21 protein-coding genes are annotated in these 23,219 nt (G+C 73.7%); 7 read left to right on the forward strand and 14 right to left on the reverse strand.

Annotation, left to right across the window (positions count from 1 at the left end; all coding sequences use genetic code 11):
• Nucleotides 1–14 precede the first annotated feature (14 nt).
• The 3 genes from ACFVN3_RS06200 to ACFVN3_RS06210 form a co-directional block, all read right to left on the reverse strand.
• Nucleotides 15–608, reverse strand: coding sequence for an HdeD family acid-resistance protein (locus ACFVN3_RS06200; protein ID WP_064316652.1), 594 nt, complete (start codon nucleotides 606–608; stop codon nucleotides 15–17).
• A gap of 139 nt (nucleotides 609–747) precedes the next feature.
• Entirely contained in the window at nucleotides 748–1,851 is a 1,104-nt protein-coding gene (locus ACFVN3_RS06205) for a DUF2330 domain-containing protein (RefSeq protein WP_378231704.1), read from the reverse strand.
• 132 nt (nucleotides 1,852–1,983) lie between these two features.
• Nucleotides 1,984–2,466, reverse strand: coding sequence for a hypothetical protein (locus ACFVN3_RS06210; protein ID WP_378231706.1), 483 nt, complete (start codon nucleotides 2,464–2,466; stop codon nucleotides 1,984–1,986).
• A 236-nt stretch (nucleotides 2,467–2,702) separates the two neighbouring features.
• On the opposite strand from ACFVN3_RS06210, the gene ACFVN3_RS06215 reads away from it, so the two are divergent.
• From ACFVN3_RS06215 to ACFVN3_RS06225, 3 genes are all read left to right on the forward strand, one after another.
• On the forward strand, nucleotides 2,703–3,041 hold the full coding sequence (locus ACFVN3_RS06215) for a metal-sensitive transcriptional regulator (protein ID WP_375824010.1): 339 nt from the start codon (nucleotides 2,703–2,705) through the stop codon (nucleotides 3,039–3,041).
• Nucleotides 3,042–3,065: 24 nt separating this feature from the next.
• The gene (locus ACFVN3_RS06220) at nucleotides 3,066–3,449 is read left to right on the forward strand and encodes a heavy-metal-associated domain-containing protein (protein WP_378231708.1); all 384 of its coding nucleotides are present in this window, start codon (nucleotides 3,066–3,068) and stop codon (nucleotides 3,447–3,449) included.
• Between the two features lie 102 nt (nucleotides 3,450–3,551).
• Nucleotides 3,552–6,212 (forward strand): heavy metal translocating P-type ATPase, encoded by a 2,661-nt coding sequence (locus ACFVN3_RS06225; protein WP_378231710.1) that lies wholly within the window; start codon nucleotides 3,552–3,554, stop codon nucleotides 6,210–6,212.
• A 104-nt stretch (nucleotides 6,213–6,316) separates the two neighbouring features.
• On the opposite strand, the gene ACFVN3_RS06230 is transcribed toward ACFVN3_RS06225, so the two are convergent.
• The 4 genes from ACFVN3_RS06230 to ACFVN3_RS06245 are packed head-to-tail and all read right to left on the reverse strand — an operon-like array spanning nucleotide 6,317 to nucleotide 9,129.
• Nucleotides 6,317–7,114, reverse strand: coding sequence for an ABC transporter permease (locus ACFVN3_RS06230; RefSeq protein WP_378231712.1), 798 nt, complete (start codon nucleotides 7,112–7,114; stop codon nucleotides 6,317–6,319).
• Nucleotides 7,111–8,088 carry an ABC transporter ATP-binding protein gene (locus tag ACFVN3_RS06235; RefSeq protein ID WP_378231716.1) on the reverse strand — a complete coding sequence of 326 codons (978 nt, stop codon included), beginning with the start codon at nucleotides 8,086–8,088 and terminating at the stop codon, nucleotides 7,111–7,113. The genes ACFVN3_RS06230 and ACFVN3_RS06235 overlap by 4 nt, the downstream gene beginning before the upstream one ends.
• Nucleotides 8,085–8,390 carry a transcriptional regulator gene (locus ACFVN3_RS06240; RefSeq protein WP_087470732.1) on the reverse strand — a complete coding sequence of 102 codons (306 nt, stop codon included), beginning with the start codon at nucleotides 8,388–8,390 and terminating at the stop codon, nucleotides 8,085–8,087. The genes ACFVN3_RS06235 and ACFVN3_RS06240 overlap by 4 nt, the downstream gene beginning before the upstream one ends.
• Nucleotides 8,383–9,129, reverse strand: a complete 747-nt coding sequence (locus ACFVN3_RS06245; protein WP_378231718.1) for a hypothetical protein — start codon at nucleotides 9,127–9,129, stop codon at nucleotides 8,383–8,385. The genes ACFVN3_RS06240 and ACFVN3_RS06245 overlap by 8 nt, the downstream gene beginning before the upstream one ends.
• A gap of 200 nt (nucleotides 9,130–9,329) precedes the next feature.
• Here ACFVN3_RS06245 and ACFVN3_RS06250 point away from each other — a divergent pair, with 200 nt between their 5' ends.
• The 3 genes from ACFVN3_RS06250 to ACFVN3_RS06260 all read left to right on the forward strand — a co-directional run bounded on the left by ACFVN3_RS06250 (nucleotide 9,330) and on the right by ACFVN3_RS06260 (nucleotide 11,664).
• Complete coding sequence (locus ACFVN3_RS06250; protein ID WP_378231720.1) at nucleotides 9,330–10,280, forward strand: SPFH domain-containing protein; 951 nt, start codon at nucleotides 9,330–9,332, stop codon at nucleotides 10,278–10,280.
• The gene (locus tag ACFVN3_RS06255) at nucleotides 10,277–10,618 is read left to right on the forward strand and encodes a hypothetical protein (RefSeq protein WP_378231722.1); all 342 of its coding nucleotides are present in this window, start codon (nucleotides 10,277–10,279) and stop codon (nucleotides 10,616–10,618) included. The genes ACFVN3_RS06250 and ACFVN3_RS06255 overlap by 4 nt, the downstream gene beginning before the upstream one ends.
• A gap of 221 nt (nucleotides 10,619–10,839) precedes the next feature.
• Nucleotides 10,840–11,664, forward strand: a complete 825-nt coding sequence (locus ACFVN3_RS06260) for a CPBP family intramembrane glutamic endopeptidase (protein ID WP_378232059.1) — start codon at nucleotides 10,840–10,842, stop codon at nucleotides 11,662–11,664.
• A 25-nt stretch (nucleotides 11,665–11,689) separates the two neighbouring features.
• Here ACFVN3_RS06260 and ACFVN3_RS06265 read toward each other — a convergent pair whose 3' ends face one another.
• The 6 genes from ACFVN3_RS06265 to ACFVN3_RS06290 form a co-directional block, all read right to left on the reverse strand.
• Complete coding sequence (locus ACFVN3_RS06265; RefSeq protein ID WP_378231724.1) at nucleotides 11,690–12,538, reverse strand: hypothetical protein; 849 nt, start codon at nucleotides 12,536–12,538, stop codon at nucleotides 11,690–11,692.
• Nucleotides 12,539–12,648: 110 nt separating this feature from the next.
• Nucleotides 12,649–14,379: a dipeptide ABC transporter ATP-binding protein gene (locus tag ACFVN3_RS06270; RefSeq protein ID WP_378231726.1), complete on the reverse strand. Its 1,731-nt coding sequence runs from the start codon at nucleotides 14,377–14,379 to the stop codon at nucleotides 12,649–12,651.
• Nucleotides 14,376–15,458: an ABC transporter permease gene (locus ACFVN3_RS06275; protein ID WP_378232061.1), complete on the reverse strand. Its 1,083-nt coding sequence runs from the start codon at nucleotides 15,456–15,458 to the stop codon at nucleotides 14,376–14,378. Before ACFVN3_RS06275 ends, ACFVN3_RS06270 begins: the two co-directional genes overlap by 4 nt.
• A gap of 145 nt (nucleotides 15,459–15,603) precedes the next feature.
• Nucleotides 15,604–16,728 (reverse strand): ABC transporter permease, encoded by a 1,125-nt coding sequence (locus tag ACFVN3_RS06280; protein ID WP_378231728.1) that lies wholly within the window; start codon nucleotides 16,726–16,728, stop codon nucleotides 15,604–15,606.
• A 104-nt stretch (nucleotides 16,729–16,832) separates the two neighbouring features.
• The gene (locus tag ACFVN3_RS06285) at nucleotides 16,833–18,479 is read right to left on the reverse strand and encodes an ABC transporter substrate-binding protein (RefSeq protein ID WP_378231730.1); all 1,647 of its coding nucleotides are present in this window, start codon (nucleotides 18,477–18,479) and stop codon (nucleotides 16,833–16,835) included.
• Nucleotides 18,480–18,812: 333 nt separating this feature from the next.
• The gene (locus ACFVN3_RS06290; protein ID WP_378231731.1) at nucleotides 18,813–19,733 is read right to left on the reverse strand and encodes an HdeD family acid-resistance protein; all 921 of its coding nucleotides are present in this window, start codon (nucleotides 19,731–19,733) and stop codon (nucleotides 18,813–18,815) included.
• A gap of 169 nt (nucleotides 19,734–19,902) precedes the next feature.
• Between ACFVN3_RS06290 and ACFVN3_RS06295 the strand changes: the two genes are divergently transcribed.
• Nucleotides 19,903–22,716, forward strand: a complete 2,814-nt coding sequence (locus tag ACFVN3_RS06295; protein ID WP_378231733.1) for a flippase-like domain-containing protein — start codon at nucleotides 19,903–19,905, stop codon at nucleotides 22,714–22,716.
• Nucleotides 22,717–22,722: 6 nt separating this feature from the next.
• Here ACFVN3_RS06295 and ACFVN3_RS06300 read toward each other — a convergent pair whose 3' ends face one another.
• Nucleotides 22,723–23,037 (reverse strand): hypothetical protein, encoded by a 315-nt coding sequence (locus tag ACFVN3_RS06300; RefSeq protein ID WP_378231735.1) that lies wholly within the window; start codon nucleotides 23,035–23,037, stop codon nucleotides 22,723–22,725.
• Nucleotides 23,038–23,219 lie beyond the last annotated feature (182 nt).

Genomic DNA, 23,219 nt, shown 5'->3' on the forward strand with positions numbered 1-23,219 from the left:
GCGGCCGCCGCGCGTCAGTAGGTCGCGGCCTTGCCCGCCTGCCTGCCGAGCGAGCGGATCTGGACGCCGAACGCGATGAGCATGACGCCCCAGAGGATCGCGAAGATCGCGAGGATCCAGACGATCGACACCAGGCCGGCATTGACGTTGAACAGCACGAGCAGGCCGAAGACGAGGCCCAGGATGCCGGCGAAGACGCCCCAGCCCCACCCGCTGCCGGGGACCTTGCGCAGGTCGAGGCTCGCGACGGTCTGGAACAGGCCGTAGACGACGGCCCAGAACCCGACGATCCACGTGAGGACGATCGCGGTCTTGCCCGGCCACACGAGCAGCACGATGCCGACGGCGAGGCTGAGCACGCCCATGGTCACGAGGAACGCGGTGCCGCTGCCCGTGCCGCGGCGCCGGATGCCCTCGATGATCTCGACGATGCCGTCGACGACCGCGAAGATGCCGATCACCCAGATGATCACGGCCGCGGTCTTGTCCGGCCACGCGAGCGCGATGATGCCGAAGAGGATGGCGAGCACGCCGCGGAGCACTGGCCAGTACCAGACCTGCTTCGCGGTGCTGGAGAAGGCGGTGAGGATCGGGTCCTGCGTCGTCATGGTCACTCCCCGTGCTAGGTGACGGGCCGGCTCACCGGCGGCCTGGGGCCTGTGTCGCCTCCCGCTTCGCCTCCATGGAACACCCAGAAATCCCGCGTGTCGCGGCGAAGCGCGCGTTTCGCCCGCTCGTGCCGAACGGTCACGCCCGCGCGGGTCGCGGCGCGAGGGCCGGCGCGGGTGCGCGCCGCCGTCGGCCGGACCAGACCACGAGGGCGGCGAGCGCCAGCACCGCCGTGAACGCGAGGACGGGACCGGCGAAGAACGGGCCGATCCGCTTGTCGGCCACGACGGCGAAGGTCGGCGCGTAGGCGACGTCGGCCGCGGCCTGCTCGAAGGCGAAGTCGGAGACGATCTCCGTCCCCGGGTCGGTGAAGACCTGCTCGTGCGACGTGACGAAGCTGCCGGCGGCGAGGAGCGCGGCGAGCTCGTCGGAGCTCACCGACGCCGGGTCGACGCGCCCCGCGAACCGCACGGTGGGCTCCTGCGCCGCGGCCGTCGCGTCGGTGCGGTCGACCCGGTGGTCGCCCAGGACGTACGTGCGCGTGCTCTGGGTGTCGTCCGCGACGACGGACATGCGCATGGGGTAGACGAGCGACCCGCTCGCGAACGTGACGCGCAGGGGCTGCAGCGTCCCGTCGAACGCGGCCGCCTCCTCCGGCGCGAGCCGGGCCGCGACGAACGACCAGCCCTCGCTCACGTAGGGCGCGAGCGCGGTCTGGATCGACTCGGGAAGCTGGAACCCTCGCTCCGTGAGCCACGCCCCGAGCTCGCCCGGGTCCGTCGCCGCGAGCGTCGTGACGTCGAGCGGGCCGAGCCGGACCTCGTCGAGCACCGCGACGCCCGGCGCGGCGCCGGCCCCGTCGGCACCTGCCGCGCCGAACCCCAGCTCGGGCCACCACCGGTAGTCGGAGACGACGGCGCGGGGCTGCGTGAGGTCGTCGAGCTCGCGGAAGACCTGCGGGTCGGCGAGCGCGACCTCGGCCGGCGCGGGTGTCGGCAGCAGCAGCCCGACCTCCGGGGCGTTGGACAGCGCGTCGAGCTCGAGCAGCATCGTCTCGGTCGTGCCGTCCCACTGGAGCACGGCCGTCTCCTGCGAGACCGACGTGTCGTACGCGGGCCCGTCGACGAGACCGCCGCACGCGCACGCGACGGCGGGCGGTGCCGCGACGACCGCCCCGCCCGCCAGCGCGAGCGCGACGACCGTCGCGCGGACCGCCCGTCCTGCCCCGGTTCCCCTGCCCATGCTTGGGAGGCTAGGGGCGCTCCGGCGGCCTCGCGCGGTGAGCGCCGCAATCGTGATGAGCCCGTGACAGCAGCGTGACCCACGGCCGCGCGAGCGGCGCGCGAGCCGCCGTCGGGCAGGCTCGGCGGGCCGTCAGGCGACGGCCGCGCTCACGCCGAGGTGCACCAGGACGCCGAGCACGACGGCCCAGGCCGTCACCGCGGCGACCCCCCACGCGAAGACGCGAGCGCGTGGCGCGCCGAACCCGACCATGGCGGCCGCGGTGACGTGGCTCGGCAGGAGCAGGGGCCCGAGGAGGCTCACGCCCGGCACGCCGTACCGGTCGAACACCTGCCGCATCCGCTGCCGCTTGGGCGACTGCTCCGCGGCGCGCCCGCGCGTGACGCCGGTGCGGGCGGCGCCGATCAGCCAGACGACGAGCGCGAGGGCGATCGCGTTGCCGACCACGGCGGCGAGGATCGCGACGACGGGGTTCACCCCGGCGACGACCCCCAGGATCGCGGCCCCCTCGGCCTCGACGTACGGGATCGCGCCCGCCAGGAGGACTCCGACCCAGCGCAGCAGGGGCGGAAGGCCCTGGGTGAGCTCCTGGAGCCCGGTGACGATGTCGGTCATGGTGCGCCTCTCGTAGTGGGTGCCTCCAGCCTCTCGGCGGCGCGGGGCCGCCGACAGTGCGCCCGCTCACCGCGGGAGGTGGACCCGTCATCGCGTGGGCATGACGAGTGTCACGACCGTCGCCGTCGTGCGACGAGAGCGACGTACCCTTGGGGGGTATCCATCAGTTACCCTGGTGGGGTATAGACGACGATCGACCCGCGGTCGCGGCACCGCGCCTGGACGAGGAGGAGAGCATGACCGACACCACCGAGGCCCCCGCCGTCGAGCACGAGCACGCGGCCCACACCGGTCCGCACGGCTACGCGTCCGACAAGGAGGCGTACCTCAAGCGCATGCGCCGCATCGAGGGCCAGGTCCGAGGCATCGCCCGCATGATCGACGAGGACGTCTACTGCATCGACATCCTCACGCAGGTCTCCGCCGTCACGAAGGCGCTCCAGGCCGTGAGCATCGGTCTCGTCGAGGACCACCTCGGCCACTGCGTCGTCGACGCGGCCCGCCAGTCCGAGGAGGAGGGCGCGGCCAAGGTCAAGGAGGCCGCCGACGCCATCGCCCGCCTCGTCCGCAGCTGACCCACCCCACCACCGAGGAGCACCATGAGCACCGTCACCACCCTGGGCGTCACCGGCATGACCTGCGGCAACTGCGTCGCGCACGTCACCAAGGACCTCGAGGCCGTCTCCGGCGTCGAGAACGTGAGCGTCGAGCTGCGCGTCGGCGGCGCGTCCGAGGTCACGGTCTTCTCCGACGACCCGCTCGACGAGGCCGCGCTGCGCGAGGCCGTGGACGAGGCCGGCTACGAGGTCACGTCGGTCGAGGTCCAGGAGGACGCGCTGGCCGCCCAGTACGCCGAGCAGGCCGCCGAGAAGCAGGAGGCGCACGCGTGCGCGTGCGGCTGCGGTACGGCCCCGAGCACGTCCACCGGCGACGCCACCCCGGCGACGAAGACCTACGACCTCCAGGTCCCGCCGCGCGCCTGACCCGCTCACAACCGGTCAGCACCCCGCGGGTCCCCGTGCTCGTGGGGTGCTGACAGCTCTTTCCCGGCCCGACGCCGGAGCACCCGTCGAGGAGTCACCCGCATGACCGCCCAGCCCACGCCCACCACGACGGCCGCCACCCCTCCGGGCGACGACGCGGGGCGACCGTTCGCCGAGGTCGACCTCGCGATCGAGGGCATGACCTGCGCGTCGTGCGTCGCGCGCGTCGAGAAGCGGCTCAACCGCGTCGACGGCGTCACCGCCACCGTGAACCTCCCGCTCGAGAACGCGCACGTCGCCCTCACGTCCGACGTCACCGACGCCGACCTCGTCGCCGCCGTCGAGAAGGCCGGCTACACCGCCCGGGTCACGACCCGCCGCGACCTCACCCCCGCAGACCAGGGCTCGACCGCGGCGGACCAGGATTCAGCCTCCGCCGACCTGGGATCTGCCTCGGCAGAAGGCGGGACGGACGCCGCGGCCGCCGGACCCGACCCGAGCGCCTCCGGCCGCCCCACCACGGAACGTGACCACGGTCCTGCCTCCCAGGACCAGGGCTCCACCTCGCCCGACCGGGGTGCCGTGCTGCTGCAGCGCCTGCGGGTCGCGGCCGTCCTCACCGTGCCGGTGGTCGCGGTCTCGATGATCCCCGCACTGCAGTTCACGGGGTGGCAGTGGGTGGTCGCGGCGCTCGCGCTGCCGGTCGTCACGTGGGGCGCGTGGCCCTTCCACACGGCGGCGTTCCGCGCGGCGCGACACGGGGCGTCGACGATGGACACGCTGGTCTCGCTCGGCGTGGTCGCGGCGACGCTGTGGTCGCTGTGGGCACTGCTGCTCGGCGGAGCGGGCGAACCGGGGATGCGGATGCAGCCCACGCTCGTCCCGTCCCGCGACACGATGGGACCGCCGGAGCTGTACTTCGAGGTCGCGGCCGTCGTCACGACGTTCCTGCTCGCCGGCCGGTACGCGGAGCACCGGTCGAAGCGGCGCGCGGGCGACGCGCTGAGGTCGCTGCTCGAGCTGGGCGCGAAGGACGCGGAGCGCGTGGTGCTCGGGCCGGACGGCTCTCCCCGCACGGGTGCCGACGGCGCGCGGGTCACCGAGCGCGTCCCGGTCGCGGATCTCGCGGTGGGGGACGTGTTCGTCGTGCGGCCGGGCGAGAAGGTCGCGACGGACGGCGTGGTGCTGGAGGGGTCGAGCGCGGTCGACACGTCCTTGCTCACGGGCGAGCCGGTGCCGGTGGACGTCGGCCCGGGCGACGACGTGACGGGCGCGACGGTCAACGCGGCGGGCGCGCTGCTCGTCCGCGCGACGCGCGTGGGCGAGGAGACGACGCTCGCGCAGATCGGGCGGCTCGTCACGCAGGCGCAGACGGGCAAGGCTCCGGTGCAGCGGCTCGCGGACCGGATCTCGGCGGTGTTCGTGCCGGTCGTGCTGGCGCTCGCGGTCGCGACGCTCGTCGGCTGGCTGCTCGCGGGCGCGGGGACGCAGCTCGCGTTCACGGCCGCGGTCGCGGTGCTCATCATCGCGTGCCCGTGCGCGCTCGGTCTGGCGACGCCGACGGCCCTCCTCGTCGGGACCGGCCGGGGCGCGCAGCTCGGCGTGCTCATCAAGGGCCCGGAGATCCTGGAGTCGACGCGGCGCGTGGACACGGTCGTGCTCGACAAGACCGGCACGGTCACCCAGGGTGCGATGGCGCTCGAGGCGGTCGTGACGCCGTCGGGCACCGTGCCGCTGGACGAGCTGTCACCGGACGGTCGCGCTCCGGCGCCACGAGACGCCGACAGGTCGCGCGAGGGCGTCGACGACGCGCGCGACGCCCTGCGGCACGCGGGCGCGGTCGAGGCGCTGAGCGAGCACCCGATCGCCCGGGCGATCACGACGGCCGCGCGCGACGTGGCCGCGGACCCGGCTTCGGCCGGCGGGGACGTACCCGTGGGGGCCGACGGCGTCGCGATCGGCTCGCTCCAGGCGTTCGACTTCCGCAGCGCCCCGGGCGGCGGGGTCGAGGCCGTCGTCCGCACCGCGCACTCCGGTCTCTCGCTCGGCGAGGGCGGGGGGCTCACCGCGCGGCGCGTGCTCGTCGGGCAGCCGTCGTGGCTCGCGCGCGAGGGTGTCACGAGCGACCCTGCGCTCGACGACGCGTTCGCCGCCGCCGAGATGACGGGGGCGAGCGCCGTCGTCGTCGCGTGGGACGGCCGGGCGCGCGCGGTGCTCGTGCTGCGCGACCCGGTGAAGCCGACGTCGGCCGAGGCCGTCGCCGAGCTGAAGGACCTCGGCCTGCGGCCCTACCTGCTCACGGGCGACGGCGAGGGCGCGGCCCGCGAGGCGGCGCGCGCCGTCGGGATCGCGGAGACGGACGTGGTCGCGCGCGTGCTGCCGGACCAGAAGGTCGACGTCGTCGCGCGGCTCCAGCGCGAGGGCCGCGTCGTCGCGATGGTCGGGGACGGCGTGAACGACGCCGCCGCGCTCGCGACGGCGGACCTCGGGCTCGCGATGGGCACGGGGACCGACGTGGCGATCGAGGCGAGCGACCTCACGCTCGTGCGCGGCGACCTGCGCAGCGCCGCGACGGCGATCCGGCTCTCGCGCCGGACGCTGCGGATCATCCAGCAGAACCTGTTCTGGGCGTTCGCGTACAACGTCGCGGCGATCCCGCTCGCGGCGGCGGGTCTGCTCAACCCGATGATCGCGGGGGCCGCGATGGCCGCGAGCTCCGTGCTCGTCGTCGGGAACTCGCTGCGCCTGAGCCGCGCCGCCTGACCCGACCGTCCCGCGCCGAGCACGCCACCACCCGCCGTCGAGCACGACATGAGGGTCGTCATCCTCGGGATGACGACCCTCATGTCGTGCTCGACGCGTAGGGGTCAGCGGAAGCGGCGGCCCTCGTCGCGGCGGTAGGCGCCGACGGCGAGGGCGGCGAACAGCACCGTCCAGCCGAGGAGCACGAACCACGCACCCGCGTACGCCGGCTCGCCGGTGAGGGCCTGGACGAGCAGGTCACGACCGGCGCGGGTCGGCGTGGCCATCGAGATCGCGTCCAGCCACGGGGGGAAGAGGAACGGCGGGAGGAACAGGCCACCGGCGAACGCGAGCGGGAAGAGGATCACCTGCACGACCGGCAGCGCCGCCTTCGCGGACAGCGAGTACCCGATCGCCATGCCGAGCAGCACGAACGGCACGGACACGAGCAGGACTGTCCCGACGCCCGCCAGGAGCTGGCTCCACGTCACCGTCGCCGACGTGAACAGCCAGCCGATGAGGATGAGCGGCACGAGACCGAACAGCGAGAAGATGCCGCCGTTGAGCACGCGCGCCGCCATGCGAGGCGCTGGGCCGGCGGGCAGCGAGCGCACGAACGGGTCGAACGGGAGCTGGCGGTCCTCCGCGACGCCGAGCCCGTAGGTGAAGAGGCTCGCGGAGCAGATCGCGAACAGGCCGAGCGAGGCGACGGCCGTGGTCGCGGCCACGGGGTTGCCGGCGGTCGCCTCCTGCGGCACGACGAAGAAGAACATCGCGAGCGCGGGGAACAGCAGGTTGCCCAGCACGGCGACGGGCACGCGCACCGTCTCGAGGAACTGGTACTTGAGGTGCAGCCAGGTGAGGCGCAGGGGGCCGGGCAACGCGGCGGCAGGTGCGGCGCCCCGGGTGGTCGTGGTGGTCATCGTGCTCGCGCCTCCGTCGTCGGGGCCGCGTCGCGCGCGACCATCTGCTCGAACGCCTCCTCGAGGCTCGCGCCCCGGATCTCGAGGTCGTGGAAGTCGACGCCCGAGGTGACGAGCTCGCGCACGAGCGCGTCGGCGTCGGGCGTGTAGAGCTCCTGGCGGCCGTCGCCGAGGCGGTCGGAGCGCACGACGCCGGGCCGGTCGGCGAGGTCGGCCGTCGACCCGACGACGACGCGCCGCAGCGACACGCGCCGCAGGATCGCGTCGAGCGAGTCGTCCGCCTTGACCACGCCCTGGTCGATGACGACGACGCGCTGCGCGAGCGCCTGCACCTCCTCCAGGTAGTGGCTCGTCAGGAGGACCGTGCCGCCGTCCGCGTGGTACGAGCGGATCGCGTCCCACAGCGCCTGGCGGGCGCTCACGTCGAGGCCCGTCGTCGGCTCGTCGAGCAGGACGACGCGCGGTCGGCCCACGAGGGACAGCGCGACGGCGAGGCGGCGCTTCTGCCCGCCGGACATCGCGCCCGTCTGGCGGCCCGCGAGCTCGGCGAGCCCGAACTGGTCGAGCAGCTCCGCCGTCGGGACGGGGTCGGGGTAGTGGCCGGCGACGAAGTCGACGACCTCGCGCACCTTGAGCGTCGCGGGCAGGCCCGTCTCCTGCGGCGTGAGGCCGAGGCCGACGCGGCTGCGCGCGTCGCGGGGGTCGCCGCCGAGCAGGCGGACCGTCCCCGCGTCGGGCTTGCGCTGACCGCTGATCAGGGAGAGCAGCGTCGACTTCCCGGCCCCGTTCGGGCCGAGCAGACCGACGAGCTCGCCCGCCCCCACGGTCAGCGACACGTCGTCGAGCGCGACGACCGTGCCGAAGCGGCGGGTCACGTGGTCGGCGGTCACCACCGGTCGGGCGTGGTCGGTGCCCGACGGCGCGGGGTCGGGCCGGGTGGTCGGGGCGGCGTGCTGGGCGTGGTCGGTGCTCATCCTGCGGCTCCCTTCAGGAGGGTGTTCAGGGCGGTCGTGTAGTCCTCGAACGCCACGCGACCGCGGGCGGTGAGGGCGAGGTAGGTGGCCGGGGTGCGGCCCTCGTGGGTCTTGGTGACGGACACGTAGCCCGCGTCCTCGAGCTTGCGCAGATGGGTCGAGAGGTTCCCGGCGGTCATGTCGAGAAGCTTCTGGAGCTTGGGGAACGACAGCTCGTCCCCGGTCGGGAGGGTGGCGAGCGTCGCGACGACGCGTAGCCGCGCCGGGGCGTGGATGACGGGGTCGAGCTCGGTGTCAGGCATCGGCCGCGCCCTCCCCCGCCACCGGGGCGGGCGGGGTGCCGGCGGCGAGGCGGCGCCGTCGGACCTTGAGGACGTGCTCGACGACGGCCATGACGAGGAAGCCTCCGCCGCCCAGCGCGCCCATGACGAGATAGGTGAGCGGGAGGCCGGCGATCGTCGCGACCCCGGCGACCAGCAGGATCCAGACCCCGACGGCGTAGAGCCGCTGCTCGCAGAACGCGACGCCGCCCCCGAGGTAGAGCAGGCCGACGACGACGCACGCGAACGCGTTGCTGGCCAGGGCCATGACCTCCTCGGACGCCCCGGCCCGGGCGAGGCCGCCGAGGACGAAGCCGTAGGACACGAAGCCGAGGGTCCACGACCAGCCGTACAGGGTCCCCTGCCGGGCGCTGACGCCGCGGGTGCCGACCGTGCGCGTGACGGTGTGGACGATCGTGAACGCGATGGCCGCCGCGATGAGGCTGAAGAAGACCCAGAACGCCCAGGGCTCGGGCTGCGCGCCCACCATGCTCCCGGTCCCCGCGCCGCCGTGCACGGCGCTCGCCCAGAGGCACAGGTAGCCGACGAGCCAGGCGACGCCCCACGCGAGGAAGAGCAGGCGGGCGTCGGGCTCGGTCGCGTCCCGCGCGCGGTCCTGCTGCTCGCGGATGAGGCGGAGCGTCTCGGCGACGTCGAGGGCCGGCTCGTCGGGCTCGGCGGCAGCTCCGTCGCGAGGGACGTCGCCGTGGTCCGTGGTCATGATGTCCCCTCGGGATCCTGGAAACTACTTTGTGCTGCAAACCTGTTTGTAGAGTCGCACGGGCGGTGCCGATCGCGCAACCCCCTCGGGCCGGGGCTTCGACGGGCCGGCCGGCGCCATCGACGGGACGGTCGCTAATGTGATATCACTTTGCTATACACGACGTGCGCGGCCGCCGGCCGCAGGAGAGGACGGGCCCCGTGACCGAGAGCGCAGCACCCCCGCAGGAGTCCGTCGGCGGCGAGCCGACCGGCCGGCCCGTCGGCCACGACGGCACGCGCGTCGACGTCACCGAGCAGCCCGCGTGGTCGCTCGGCGCGGGCGGTGGCGGCCTGGTGATCCTGCTCGTCCTCGCGTTCCTCGGCGGGTCGATCCCGCTGTTCGCGACCGCGACCCCGGTCGGTGCCGTGCTCGGCGTGGTCGCGATCCTGCTCGGCCTCTTCCTGCTCACGATGGTCAAGGTCATCAACCCCGGGCAGACGCTCGTCGTCCAGTTCTTCGGCCGGTACCTCGGGACGATCCGGCGCACCGGCCTCGTCGCGACGGTGCCGTTCTCGACGCGCAAGCGCGTGTCGGTCCGCGTGCGCAACTTCGAGACCAGCGAGCTCAAGGTCAACGACGCCGACGGCAACCCGATCAACATCGCCGCGATCGTCGTCTGGCAGGTCGCGGACACCGCGAAGGCGAGCTTCGCCGTCGAGGACTACACCGACTTCGTCCGTGTCCAGGCGGAGTCGGCGCTGCGCCACGTCGCGATGTCGCACCCCTACGACGACGCCGAGGCCGGCGAGCAGTCGCTGCGCGGGGCCACCGAGGTCGTGTCGGCGGAGATCGCGGCCGAGGTCGCGGCGCGCGTCGTCGTGGCGGGCGTCGAGGTCATCGAGGCCCGCATCTCCAACCTCGCCTACGCGCCCGAGATCGCCCAGGCGATGCTCCAGCGCCAGCAGGCGGGCGCGATCATCGCGGCGCGGTCGCGCATCGTCGAGGGTGCGGTGTCCATGGTCGAGGACGCGCTCTCGCGCCTCGAGGCCGAGGACATCGTCACGCTCGACGACGAGCGCCGCGCGACCATGGTCTCCAACCTGCTCGTCGTGCTCTGCGGCGACAGCCGCGTGACGCCCGTCGTCAACACGGGGTCGCTCTACCAGTGACCCCCCGCACCCCGGACGCGCCCGGCGACGGCGAGCAGCCGTCGTCGGGCCCCGGCGTGCCCGCGGACGACCCGCGCGTCGTGCCGGAGGGTGACGCGCCCACGGAGGGTGAGCGGCCCGCGTCGGGCACGGGCCGGGCGCCGCGTCCCCAGCGCAAGTCCGTGCTGCTGCGCCTCGACCCCGCGGTCCACGACGCGCTCGCCCGCTGGGCCGGAGACGACCTCCGCAGCGTCAACGCACAGATCGAGATGCTGCTGCGCCGCGCGCTCGACGACGCCGGCCGCCTCCCCCGCGACGTCCGCCCGCCTCGCCGCCCGGGGCGCCCACCCCGCTCCTGACCGGCGGCGGAGCGCCACCCGCTGACCCGCCGAGCACGACGATGCTGTCGTCCTGGGGCCGAGAACGACGGGAGCCCCGTGGTCGGCGCGGAGCAGGCTCGTGCTCGGCGGACAGCGGGCGTCCAGGCGACGTCGAGGCCGCTCCCGGCGACCGGTGCTATAACCGGACGGTGCCCGATCTGACCACCTCCACCTCCGCGACCGCGCCGGAGCCGCTGCCGGTGCCCGGCCCGGCGGCCCCACCGGTCGCCACAGCCGCCGCCCCCGCGCGCCCCGACCGTGCGACGCGACGGCGCATCGGCGCGGAGATCTGGATCGTCCTCGGCCTGAGCCTGGGCAAGTCGGCGGTCTACGCGATCATCAACATCGTCGCGCGGCTCACGGCCGGGACCCCGCTCGGCGAGCAGTCCGCGAGCCTCAACGTCAGCCAGTCCGCACGCCCCTACCTCGACCTCACCTACCAGCTCGTCGGCATCTTCTTCGCCGTGCTGCCCGTCGCGCTCGCGCTGTACCTGCTCAGCGCGCGCGGGCGCTCGGCCGTCCGGGCGATCGGGCTCGACGGGTCGCGGCCGCTCAAGGACGTCGGCTGGGGGTTCGCGCTCGCCGCCGCGATCGGCATCCCCGGGCTGGGGTTCTACGCGCTCGGGCGCCTGCTCGGCATCACGGTCGAGGTCCAGGCGTCGGCGCTCAACGCCGCGTGGTGGACCGTGCCCGTGCTGATCCTCGCCGCCCTCCAGAACGGGCTGCTCGAGGAGGTCATCGCCGTCGGCTACCTGTTCGAGCGCACGCGCGACCTCGGCTGGGGCCGCGTGAAGTTCGTCGTGTGGAGCTCGCTGCTGCGCGGCTCGTACCACCTGTACCAGGGGTTCGGCCCGTTCGTGGGGAACGTCGTCATGGGCGTCGTCTTCTCGTGGTTCTACACGTCCCGCTGGGGACGGCACCGCGTCATGCCGCTCGTCGTCGCGCACACGCTGCTCGACGTCGTCGCGTTCGTCGGGTACGCGCTCCTCCCCCTCGAGTGGAAGCAGTCGCTCGGCCTCGCGTGACGGTCGCGCTTCGCGTGCCGGGCGGTCAGGCGATCTCGAAAGCGCCCGTCTCGAGGTCGACCAGGTGGGTCTCGCGGTTGCCGTAGTCGACGCCCCACGTGGGGGTGGACAGCTCCAGGTAGTGCGGCGTGAAGTCGCCCGGGAGCGAGTCGACCATCGCCTCCGACGTCCCGCCGAGGTGGTCGTCCGCCCAGGGGCTCTCCCCCTCCGCGTACCCGGTCCACTCCTCGTCCCACGGCGAGACCCAGCCGTCCTCCTCCCGGCCCGGGGCGACGCCCGCGTTCGGGTCGTCGACCCTCGGGACGAGGTAGGCCCACCGGGTGACCGTCATGTCCTCGCCACGACGCGTGCCGAGCGGAGGGTCCCACGCGTTCTGCCCCTCGTCCGTCGCGACGTGCTCGCCCGGCCGCCGGGTGTCGGGCGGGGCGGGGGTGGGGCCGGCGGCGAGCTCCTCCTCGGTCAGCCAGAGCAGGGCGAAGCGCTGGCCGATGAGGTCGCTGAGCACGAGCGCCCGCGGGTGCTCCCGGGCCGCGCGCAGGTCCGCCACGAACGGGTCCTCCGGGTCGTTCGCGTCGTGCCCGACGGCGAACTGCCCCTCGCCGAGGAAGTACGCCACGCCCGGGAACCCGGGTCCCCGGCGCTGGTACTCGGCCGGGAGCCGCAGCGTGACCGCGTGCCGCATCGGCAGACCGGTGCTCGGGCTCCGCGGCCACGTCCGCGGCTCGATCCCCGGGCCGGCGTCGCCGATCCACCCCCAGGCGGCCTCGCCCCAGGGAGCGACGGGCGGCGGCAGCAGGTCCGCCGTCCCGACCGGTGACCCGTCCACCGCGTCCTGCGGGGTCAGGCCGAACAGGATGTCGTACGCAGCGACCACCGGTGCTCCTCGTTCTCGACGGACCGGAGTCACATGCTAGGGGCAGCCACCCCCGTGCCCGACCCGGCCCTGACCGGACACGTCCGGGCCAGGGTCAGGTCAGGACCGGGTCAGGTCCCGCGGAGGGCGCGGAGCCGGTCGCGGCGCTCCGCCTGGAGCACCGGGTCGGGGACGGGCAGGGACGCGAGGAGCCGCTGGGTGTACTCCTCGCGCGGGTTGCCCAGCACCTCGGCGCCCGTGCCCTCCTCGACGAGCCGCCCGCGGTAGAGCACCGCGATGCGGTCCGAGAGCAGGTCGACGACGGCGAGGTCGTGCGACACGAACAGGCTCGCGAAGCCCAGCTCGCGCTGGAGCTCGGTGAACAGCTCGAGCACGCGCGCCTGCACGGAGACGTCGAGCGCGGACGTCGGCTCGTCCGCCACGAGCAGCTCCGGGTCGAGCGCGAGCGCCCGCGCCAGCGAGGCGCGCTGCCGCTGTCCGCCGGAGAGCTCGTGCGGGAACCGGTCGCCGTACGACCGTGGGAGCTGCACCGCCTCGAGCAGCTCGTCCACGCGCCCGCGCGCCGCCTGCGGCGACTCCGCGCGCCCGTGCACGACGAGCGGCTCCGCCACGCAGTCCGCGATCGTGAGGAGCGGGTTGAAGCTCGTCGCCGGGTCCTGGAACACGAAGCCGATGCGCGGGCGCACCGGACGCAGCTCGCGTTCCTTGACGCCGTGCATCTCGACGCCGAGCACGCGCAGCGACCCGCCCGTCACCGGCGTGAGACCTGCCACGGCCCGCGCGAACGTCGTCTTGCCGGAGCCGGACTCGCCCACGAGGCCGAGCACCTCGCCGGGCCGGATGCTGAGCGAGACGTCGTCGACCGCGGTGAAGCCCGGGCGGCGCAGCCGGCCCGGGTAGGTGACCGTCAGCCCCTGCGCCGCCACCACGGGCTCCGCGTCCTCCCAGCCCGCGGCGCGGGCCGACGCGCGGGCCTCGGCCCGCGCGGTCCCCTCGCCGACGCGCGGCACGGAGTCGAGCAGCGCCTTCGTGTACTCCGCGCGGGGCGCCGCGAAGAGCTCGCGGGCGGGTGCCTGCTCGACGACCTTGCCCTGGTACATGACCGCGACGCGGTCGGCGAGGTCCGCGACGACGCCCATGTTGTGCGTGATGAGCACGATCGCGGTGCCGAACTCGTCGCGGCACCGGCGCAGGAGGTCGAGGATCTCGGCCTGGACGGTGACGTCGAGCGCCGTCGTGGGCTCGTCGGCGACGATGAGCCCCGGGTCGAGCACGAGCGCCATGGCGATGACGACGCGCTGCTTCTGCCCGCCCGAGAACTGGTGCGGGTAGTGGTCGACCCGGGTCTCCGGGTCCGGGATGCCGACGCGCCGGAGCACGTCGACCGCGCGCTTGCGCGCCTCGCGCCGGGACACCTTGGCGTGCGCGCGGATGCCCTCCATGATCTGCCAGCCGACCGTGAAGACGGGGTTGAGCGCGGCGGACGGCTCCTGGAAGACCATCGCGACGTCGGTCCCGCGGACCTGGCGCAGCCGCTCCCCGCCCAGCGTGACGACGTCGTGGTCGGCCGTCCCGTCCTTGTTCGTCAGCACGACGGCGCCGCGGGCCGTCGCGGTCGGCGGCAGCAGCCCGAGGATCGTCTTGGCGGTGACCGTCTTGCCGGAGCCGGACTCGCCCACGACCGCCAGGACCTCCCCCGGGACGACCTCCAGGTCGACGCCGTCGACGGCGCGAACGGCACCGGCGTCGGTCGCGAACGAGACCGCGAGGTCGCGGATCGTCATGACCGGGCGCGCGGCGTCGCCGTCGGTGCGGCGGGTCGTCTCGGTCGCGGCGCTCATCGCCGGTCCTCCGTCTCGTCGTGGGGTGCGTCGGCGGGTGCCGGGGCAGGGTCCTCCGGAGTGCCGCCGGGCCGCCCGTCGAGCCCGACGGCGTCGGGGTCGGGTCGGCCGGGGACGGCGGCGAGCTCGTCGGAGCGCGAGCCCGCGCCCTCGATCGCGTCGAGCCCGCCAGGGCCGGCGGTGAGCGTGCCGCCCGGCACGACCGACGTCTCCGCGACGTCGCCCGACACCTCGACGGTCGCGCGGCGCGAGCGCAGCCGGGGGTCGGCGAGGTCGTTGAGGCTCTCGCCGACGAGCGTGATGCCGAGCACCACGAGCACGATCGCGAGGCCCGGGAAGAGCGCGGTCCACCAGATGCCGCTCGTCACGTCCGAGACGGCCTTGTTGAGGTCGTAGCCCCACTCGGCGGCCGCCGTCGGCTCGATGCCGAACCCGAGGAACCCGAGCCCGGCGAGCGTGAGGATCGCCTCGGACGCGTTGAGCGTGACGATGAGCGGGAGCGTGCGGGTCGAGTTCCGCAGGACGTGGCGGAACATGATCCGCCGGTGCGGCGTGCCGAGCACGCGCGCCGAGTCGACGAACGCCTCGCCCTTGATCCGCACGACCTCCGCGCGCGTGACGCGGAAGTACTGCGGCACGAACACCACCGTGATCGACAGCGCCGCGGCGAGGATGCCGCCCCACATGCTCGACTGTCCCCCCGAGATGACGATCGCCATGAGGATCGCGAGGAGCAGGGACGGGAACGCGTAGATCGCGTCGCAGACCACGACGAGCAGACGGTCGGCCCAGCCGCCGAAGTACCCGGAGACGAGCCCGAGCAGCACCCCGACGACGATCGAGGCGAGGATCGCGACGACGATGACGAGGAGCGCCGTCTGCGCCCCCCAGATGACGCGCGACAGCACGTCGTACCCGCCCACGGTCGTGCCGAGCAGGTGCTCGGCCGACGGCGGCTGCTGCGCGCCGAACGGCCCGTCCGCGGAGCGGAGCTGGCTGTACCCGTAGGGGGCGAGCACCGGCGCGAGCGCCGCGGTGAGCAGGAAGAGGCCCGTGATGACCAGGCCCGTGACGAGCATGCCGCGCTGCAGCCCCACGCTCTGCCGGAGCTGGTGCACGACGGGCAGCCGCTTCCACCACGCGACGCGGCCGCGCTCCGGGACGACGACGGGGGTGGGGCCTCCGGTGCCCGGACCAGCCGGGACGACGGTCTCCGCGACCATGTCAGTACCTCACCCTCGGGTCGATGAGCGCCGCGATGATGTCGACGAGGAAGTTCGTCACCGCGACGATCACGGCCATGAGCACGACGATCCCCTGCACGGCGACGAAGTCGCGGGCCTGGAGGTACTCGGCGAGCTGGAAGCCCAGGCCCTTCCACTCGAACGTCGTCTCGGTGAGCACGGCGCCCGCGAGGAGCATCGCGACCTGGAGACCGATGACGGTGATGATGGGGATGAGCGCGGGGCGCCACGCGTGGGCCCGCACGAGCCGCGACTCACGGACACCGCGCGAGCGCGCGGCGGTGACGTAGTCGGTGGAGAGCGTCCCGATGACGTTGGTGCGCACGAGCCGCAGGAAGACCCCGGCGGTGAGCAGCCCGAGCGCGAGCGCCGGCAGGACGGCGTGCTGGAGCACGTCGCCCACGATCGCGGGGTCGCCCGTGCGGATCGCGTCGACCAGGTAGAAACCGGTCGGGTCGTCGAGGAACTGCAGCTCGATCTCGGCGTCGGTGGACGCGCGCCCGGAGACGGGCAGCCAGCCGAGCCACACGGAGAAGACGAGCTTGAGCATGAGCCCGGCGAAGAACACGGGCGTCGCGTAGGCGAGGATCGCGGAGACGCGCAGCATCGCGTCGGGCACGCGGTCGCGCACGTACCCCGCCAGCATGCCCAGCGGGATGCCGACGACGAACGCGACGAGCAGCGCGTAGACCGCGAGCTCGAGCGTCGCGGTGCCGTACGTCGCGAGCACCTCGGTGACGGGTCGGTTGTCGCTGATCGTCGTGCCGAAGTCGCCGCGCACGATGCCACCGAGGTACTCGAGGTACTGCACGATCACCGGGCGGTCGTACCCGGCCTCGTGGATCCTCTCGGCGAGCTGGTCCGGCGTGAGCCGGCCGCCGAGCGCCGCGGTGATGGGGTCGCCCGTGGCCCGCATGACCACGAACACCGTGGTCACGAGGATGAAGACGGTGGGGATGATGAGCAGCGCGCGGACCAGGACGTAGCTCCCGAGCCCGCCGCCGCGTCGGCGGGTCGGGCGCGGCGCGCGCGCAGGTCCCTCGCGGCCGGAGCCGCCACCGGCGGCGTCCTCGCCGACCGGTGCGTCGGTGGTGGTGGTCGTCATGTCGTCTCTTCCTCAGGTGCCCGGGGCCTCGGCGTGGTCGCCGTCCCGGACGAGCGGTGCCCGGCCCTCCCCGCGGGTCGCGCGAGGAGGGCCGGGCGAGCGGGTCAGCCCTTGGACAGCGCCGCGTAGCGGAACTTGAAGGACGGGTCGAGCGTGTCCTCGGCCCCCTCCACGTCCGTGCCGACGACCGCGACCTGCGCACCCTGGAGGTACGGGAGGGTCGACAGGTCCGCCGCGACCTTGTCCTGGATCTCCTCGATGAGCGCGGTGCGCTCGTCGGCGTCGGGCGTCGCCGCCTGCTGGAGGATCAGGTCGTTGACCTCCTGGTTGGCGTAGTGGTTCACCAGGAAGTTCTCCGTGAGGAAGAACGGCGTGAGGTAGTTGTCCGCGTCGGAGTAGTCCGGGAACCAGCCGAGCTGGTAGGCCGGGTAGACGTCGGACGTGCGCTCCTCGGCGTACGTGACCCACTCGGTGGTCTGCAGGTTGACCGTGAAGAGGCCGTCCTTCTCGAGCTGGTCCTTGATGAGCGCGTACTCGTCGGCCGACGACGGGCCGTAGTGGTCGTTCGAGTACTGCAGGTTGAGCGTCACGGGCGTCTCGACGCCGGCGTCGGCGAGGAGCTGCTCGGCCTTCGCGGCGTCGGGCTTGCCCGCGCCGTCGCCGTACATCTCCTTGAGCGGCTCGACGGCGCCGGTCAGGCCCGCGGGGACGTAGGAGTACAGCGGGGTGTACGTGCCCTTGTAGACCTGCTCGGACAGCTCGTCGCGGTCGATGAGCGAGGCGGCGGCCTGGCGCACGGCGAGCGCCTTGGCGGGGTCCGCCTCGGGGGTCTTGGCGCCGAACGGCTGGGTGTCGAAGTTGAACGTGATGTACCGGATCTCGCCGCCGGGGCCGTCGACGACCTTGACGTCGTCGTTGCCGCGCAGGTCCTCGATGTCCGTCGCGGACAGGCTGCGCCACGCGACGTCGATCTTGCCCTGCTGGATCTCGAGCTTCATGTTCGACGCCTCGGCGAAGTACTTGACCGCGACCTTGTCGGTCTTCGCCGGGCCGAGCAGGCCCTCGTAGCCGTCGTACGCCTCGTAGGAGACGAGCTCGTTGAACTTGTAGCCCGTGATCGTGTACTGCCCGGCGAACGCCTTGCCGTCGACGATGTCCTGGTCGGAGGTGAGGGCGTCGGCCGCGAACACGTCCTCGTCGACGATCGGGCCGGCCGGGCTGGACAGGATCTGCGGGAAGAGCTGGTCGTTCTCGCTCTTGAGGTGGAAGACGACGGTCGTGTCGTCGGGCGTCTCGACGCTGTCGAGGTTGTAGAGCAGCGACGCCGGCCCGTTGGGGTCGTTGATCGCGACCTGGCGGTCGAACGTGAACTTCACGTCGGACGACGTGAGGTCGTTGCCGTTGGCCCACTTGAGGCCCGGCTTGAGCTTGACGGTGTACTCCGTCGGCGACGTGAACTCGGCCGACTCGGCGATGTCGGGCTCGACGTCCGGGCTGCCGTACGGGGTGTTCAGGAGGAACGGGAAGATCTGGTTCATCACGGCGAACGAGCCGTTGTCGTACGAGCCGGCCGGGTCGAGCACCGTGACCTTGTCGGTCGTGCCGATGACGAGCGAACCGCTCGACGAGCCACCGCCGTCGCCGTCGCCCTCACCACCGTTCGAGCCCCCGCCGCACGCGGTCAGGGTCAGCGTCACCGCCGTGATGCCGGCGGCCGCGGCGAGGAGCCGCTTCTTGGACACCGCTGTCATGTGTCTACCTCTTTCTCGGGTTTCTCGGGGTGCGAGACACCGGTGGCGCGACCTTGCACGCACCAGGACCCCGACCTGTCGGCGGAGTGCCGTGATTTCTAGCACAGCGCCGTGTCGCGCAGGTGTCAGGATCGGCAGAAACCCGGACAGAACGCCAGCGTTGTTACCCGGTCGTAACCCTGAGCCCCGGGCAACCGTCGTGACGTGAGACACACTCACGACGTCTCGGCCGCAGGTGTAGAGTCCGCCCCTTTTCGGGTCGACCGGCCCTGGCGGACGGCGCACCCGACGGTGCACCGGCCCCCGGACGGCCAGCGCGGCCTCGCGGTGGGGTCAGAGACGCCCGCGACCCTCCACCTCGTCCGCTCCCGGCCCGCCGGGGGACGGTGCGTCCGGGGAGGGAGCGCGTGAGGCGGGGTCGGGAGCGGGCTCGACGGGCGCGGGCTCGACGGGCGCGGGCTCGTCGGGCGCGGCCGGGCCGGGCGCGGCCGGGGAACCGGCGGACGCGGCGCCGACGGCCGACGGCGGTGCGACGCCCGGGTGGGCGGCGGGAGCGCCCAGCACGGACCCACCCGTCACGACGACGCCGGCGGCGACGGCCTGCGCGCGCAGGTCCGCGAGCTCGCGCGCGACCGCGCGGACGGCGAAGCCCGACACCACGTGGATCGCACCCGTCACGAACGCGTAGAGCGCGAACACGACGGCGACGAGCCGCAGCACGTCGAAGGAGTCGAGCGGCCGCGTGACGAGGAGGACCCCGAACAGCACCGAGACGATCCCGACGGCGAGCATCCACGCCCAGCCCAGGTCGCGGTTGCGGACGAGCGCGGCCGCCCCGGCGATCGTCGTGATCCCGAGCACGAGCACCCAGACGGCGAGCACGTAGTAGAGCGCGGTCGCGGTGAGGTCCGGCCAGAGCGCCACGACGACGCCGAAGACGACGTTGACGCCCGCCTGCGCGAGCCACCACGCCGAGCCCACCTGCTTGCGGTGCACGAACCCCTGCACGGCGACCAGCACGCCGTCGGCCACGAGGAACGCGCCGAGCACGACCCGCAGCGTCCCGAGCTGCTCCAGCGGCTCGATCATGAGGAGGAGCCCGAGGACGACGAGGAGGGTCCCCCGCACCACGGGCAGCCACCACACCTTGCGGAAGGGGTTGCGCTCCTGCCCGTTCGCGTCGGGCGTCGCCGGGCCGTCGGGACCGGCGGGGCCGTCCGCGGCGCCGCGCTCCGTCGTCGTGCCACGTGCCATGCCGACCTCCCGGGTCCGTCGCTCTGCCCATGCTAGGGAGGCCTTGCTCACACCCGCCCGTCGAGCGGGGGTCACGAGCCGTCCGGCATGCGGGCGAACGGGGCGAATCACCCGGAGGAATCGGCCAAATACCGCGCCTGCTCAGGGCCCCCGACCTAGACTCGCTCGCATGGCCTCCCCCGCCCCCGAGCCGACCGAGCGCGACGCTCCCCACGTCGGCGCGGTCGTCGAGGTCGGCTCGCTCGCCCGTCCCGGGCAGGCGGACCCCCGCCCCCAGACCGGCGCGCTCGAGGCCCTCCTCGCTCGCCGCGAGCACGACGACGAGGGGACGGTCCGCGTCGTCGACACGGCCGAGCAACGCGTCCGGCACCCGATCGACCTGGTCAACCTCGTGCTGTGCGCGGTCGGCGTCGCGGTCGTCATGCTCATGTCGGTGTACGCCCACGGGACGACCGAGGGCGTCGCGGAGGACGTGCAGAACTTCTCCGACGTGCTCGCCCGGGTCCTCTTCCTCCCGGTGACCGTGCTCGAAGGGCTCATCACGCTCTTCGTCCCGCTCGCGGTGCTGGTCGAGCTCGGCCTCCGCCGCCTCGGGCGGCAGGTCGTCGAGTCCATCGTCGCCGCCGCGCTCGGCCTGCTCCTCGGCGTCCTCGTCGTGCTCGCGCTGCGCACCTGGGGCTCGGACGACCTGATCCGCGGGCTCTCCGCGTTCATCGACGGGTCGTGGCAGCTCACCATCCCGGACTACCTCTACGTCGCCGCGATCGGCGGACTGCTCACGGCGGCGGGGACGCGGACCCGACGGCGCACGGTCAAGTGGTCGTGGAACCTCCTGTTCGTCGCGATCGGCGTCGTGCTCATCACCGGCCAGGTCTCGCTGCCGGGCATCATCATCACGCTCCTGCTGGGCCGCATCGCCGGGCTCGCCGTGCGCTACGTCTCGGGCGTGCGCAGCGAGCGCGCGTACGGCCCCGACCTGGTGGCCGGGGTCCGGCGCGCAGGCTTCTCCCCGACCGCCCTCGTGCGGGTCCGCGACGTCACGGACGACGAGGAGCTCGCCGAGGCGGCGGACGACCCCATCACCGAGGTCGACGCCGAGGGTCGCATCACGGCGGAGGTGCACGTCGGCGTGCTGCGCGCGCCCGGCGCGGCCGCCGACGCCGGGACCGTCCTCACCGCGGACGCCGCCCTCGCGGCGCGGCACCTCGGGGCCGCGCACGCCACCGAGGGCGCCTCGCCGGACCGCACGGACGGCGCCACCCCTGCTGCCGAGTCGCAGGACGCGCCGTCCGACTCGGCCGCCATCGCGCTGACCCGCGCGGGAGACAACCGCGTCTACGCGATGCTCGCCGAGGACGACGTCCGTCGTGACGTCGTCGTGCTCGACGGCGACCGGCAGGTCGTCGGCTTCCTCGCCCGGTTCTGGCGGTCGCTGCGGCTGCGCGGAAGCGAGGGCCGTGCGGCCATCTCGCTGCGCGCCGCGGCCGAGCGCGCGGCCCTCCTGTCCTACGCCGCACGGGCGGCGGGCGTCCGCACCCCGCGGCTGCTCGGCGTCGCCGAGTCGGACGACTCCATGGTCCTGGTCCAGGAGCACGCGACGGGCGCCGTCTCGCTGCGCGACCTGCCCGTGGAGGACCTCACCGGCTCGGTGCTCAACGAGGCGTGGCGCCAGCTCCGGCTCGCGCACGCCGCGGGCATCGCGCACCGTGCGCTGACCTCCGACGTCATGCTCGTCTCGCACGAGCCCGCGACCGGCGCCCCGCAGGTGTGGCTCACCGGGTGGGAGCAGGGCGACATCGCGTCGTCCGAGCTCGCACGACGCATGGACCTCGCCCAGATGGTCGCGCTCCTCGCGCTGCGCGTCGGGGCGAGCCGCGCCGTCGAGTCTGCCGCGAGCGTCCTGCCCGACGACGACATCGCCGCCATCGGACCTCTGCTTCAGTCGGTCGCGCTCCCCCCGAGCACGCGCGAGGAGATCCGGCAGAACAAGGAGCTGCTCAAGGAGCTGCGCGCCGCGCTGGTGGAGCGGCTCCCGGAGGCGGACGTCGAGCCCCAGCGCATCACGCGGTTCGGCGCACGGACGGTGCTCACCATCGCGCTCGTGATCGCCGCCGTGACGGCCCTCGTCACCTCGTTCAACTTCGAGCAGATCGCCGAGGCGGTGACCGAGGCGAACCCGTGGCTGGCGGTGCTGTCGTTCGTCCTCGGCATCCTCACGTGGGTCGGCGCCGCGCTCACGCTCACGGCGTTCTCGCCGAAGCGGCTGCCGTTCTGGCGCGTGAACCTGACCCAGGCGGCCGGCTCCTACGTCGCGCTCGCCGCGCCCGCCGGCATCGGCCCGGCGGCGCTCAACCTGCGTCTCCTGACCCGACGTGGCATCTCGACGCCCATGGCCGTCGCGACCGTCGCGCTCGTCCAGGTGTCGCAGTTCGTCGTGACGATCCTCATCCTGGTGGTCCTGTCGGTCTTCACCGGAGAGGGCGGCCTCGTCCAGCTTCCCTCGACCACGGTCCTCCTGGCGATCGGCGGCGTCGCCCTGGCCGTCCTCGCGACGTTGCTCGTCCCGGCCGTGCGCACCTGGGCGCTCGCCAAGATCCGGCCGACCGTCCAGCAGGTGTGGCCTCGCCTGTCGGAGATGCTGGGCCAGCCCGGGCGTCTCGCCATCGGGTTCGCCGGCAACATCGTCATGACGCTCGGCTACGTGCTCGCGTTCGACGCGGCGCTCGCCGCGTTCGGGCAGGAGCTCGACCTGGTCGACGTCGCCGTGATCTACCTGGTGGGCAACGCCGCCGGGGCGGCCGTCCCGACCCCTGGCGGCCTGGGCACCATCGAGCTCGCGCTCACCGCCGGCCTCACGGCCGCCGGGGTCCCGGTCGCGCTCGCCACGTCCGCCACGCTCCTCTTCCGCGTCGCGACGTACTGGGCGCGCATCCCGATCGGCTGGGTGGCGATGCGGTACCTGCAGAAGAAGGGCGACCTGTAACCTCCGTCAGCCCTGCGGGGTCTCGGCGACCTTGACGTCCACGTGGTACTTCGTCCCGTCGACGTCGGACAGCGTGACGGTCGTGTCGTAGACGTTCCCGGACGCCGGGTCGGTGAGCTCGCACTCGACGACCTCGCCGTCCACCAGGTCGACGTCCTCCTCGCCGCAGTCGACGTCCGCCTCGCCGATCTCGGCGAGCGCGCCCTCGGCGTCCTGCGCGATCTTCGAGGCCGGCACGGTGAGGTTCGCGTTGACGGAGCACGCGGCGAGCGCGAGGGCGCAGAGCGCGACGACGGGCGCGAGGACGGTGGTACGGCGCATGGTTCCCCCTGGGTTCGGAGCGGATGGCGCCCCGATCCTCGCGGACCCGGCGCCCGGGGCGCCACCTCGCGCGATGGTGAGAACTCCCCGCTGGTCCTCGCGGGGCGACGAGCGCCCACCGGGTCGAGGCTCGTCCCCTCGGGGACGTTCGGCCCGGGACGACGAGGGCGACCCCCGATAGG

The organism is Cellulosimicrobium sp. NPDC057862, from assembly GCF_042797035.1.
Classification (GTDB): Bacteria; Actinomycetota; Actinomycetes; order Actinomycetales; family Cellulomonadaceae; genus Cellulosimicrobium.